The organism is Polaromonas sp. P1_G2 (assembly GCF_056405515.1).
In genome coordinates this window covers 1-1,193 of the sequence record NZ_JBFUBY010000519.1, presented here as the reverse complement: position 1 = coordinate 1,193, position 1,193 = coordinate 1, and the positions used below count along the sequence as shown (strand labels likewise).

Below are 1,193 nucleotides of genomic sequence, written 5' to 3'. Positions count from 1 at the left end.
GCATCACCTTGCTTTGGCTTGCCGCCTTTGTCGCGGCGCTTGTGGTGATGCGATTCGGGCGCAAGGGCACCGGTAATAGATAGATGCCACGATGTATATCCCGGACTCGTTATTACTACTATGTAGGTAGAGTCTCGTTGCCACAACGCCACCATCTTTGTGATGTTAAGCAAACCCTCCCCTAATCGGRGGGTTTTTTTTCGTCTTGGCTGACCTACATTTAGCCCACTGACTCGCCCAGATACCACCGGATCAAGACTGCGAGTTTTCCCTTCACCCTTGGAGAAAATATGTCGCACAAAACCCTGCATTGCGTGCTCACCGCCCTTACCCTTACATTGGCCGCGCTGTTAACAACAACGCAGGCCATCGCAGCTCCTAAAACGAAAGACAAGAACGGAACCGTCAAACCCGCGGCGGAAACGCTCCCACCGTTCTGCACCGCGCCCCCCGGCGGCGAGCCACCCGCCGAGCCACCCACTTCCTGCGTTAGCGGCACGAAGGCGGTTTATATTGAGGCGTCGGTGATGTGGGCGTGTTGCAGGAAAAATCCCAACGACTCTTAGCCTTCCGGTACGTCCGCATCGTTCTCGCCTTGCGAGACTTGACATCAGTGATCCGTACCCTGCGGATTAGTAGGACATGGTGCCGGGCGCAGACAGCRAGATGAGAGAGAGAAGAAACGCTCTGCGGTTTCGGGCTCAGCTGCTGGCGGAAAGATAAAGATGCTCGTTCTCAGGCTTCACGGCGAGCCACTTACCGACCAATTCGAGTCCGCGGCCTTCAACACGTATCGCAGCGTGGTGACCATTGGGAACAACGTCAACCATTCTTCGGAAAAATTCGACTTCGACAATCGTCAATGAAATGCTCGCGATGTCCTCAACCGTCTCGCGCGAATTCTCGCCATCTTTCTGAACTCTTGGCTTCGCCAGCAACTTGGTGAACGCCGTGCCCTTCGGAATGTCGTACGCCCCTGCGATGGCAAGGGCCGTGTGTTCGGGGCCTGGTTGGCAACCGACATTGGAGGTGTTCGTCACGACAAGACGGCCGTCCTCAAGTTGTTCACGAACCCAAATTTCGAGGCGCATGGTGGTTTTCTGAGATTTAACGTTGGCGCTGTCCGGCATGCAGCCAGCGCCGCGAAGCGGCCTGTTACCGATGTGTGTCCGTGTCGACCGACTTGTTAGGTC

Annotated in this window: 2 protein-coding genes; one reads left to right on the top strand and one right to left on the bottom strand. The window is 55.9% G+C overall.

The genetic code is table 11. From position 1 onward, the window contains the following. The first annotated feature begins 290 nt into the window (after positions 1-290). Positions 291-566 carry a hypothetical protein gene (locus tag AC1D0P_RS25860; RefSeq protein WP_477679339.1) on the top strand — a complete coding sequence of 92 codons (276 nt, stop codon included), beginning with the start codon at positions 291-293 and terminating at the stop codon, positions 564-566. A 135-nt stretch (positions 567-701) separates the two neighbouring features. Here AC1D0P_RS25860 and AC1D0P_RS25855 read toward each other — a convergent pair. Further along, the coding region (locus AC1D0P_RS25855) for a hypothetical protein (RefSeq protein WP_477679338.1) at positions 702-1,193 on the bottom strand (492 nt) is incomplete at its 5' end.

Excerpts from the sequence above, each read along its gene's own strand:
- AC1D0P_RS25860 (WP_477679339.1), top strand. The coding sequence starts at position 291 with ATGTCGCACAAAACCCTGCATTGCGTGCTCACCGCCCTTACCCTTACA.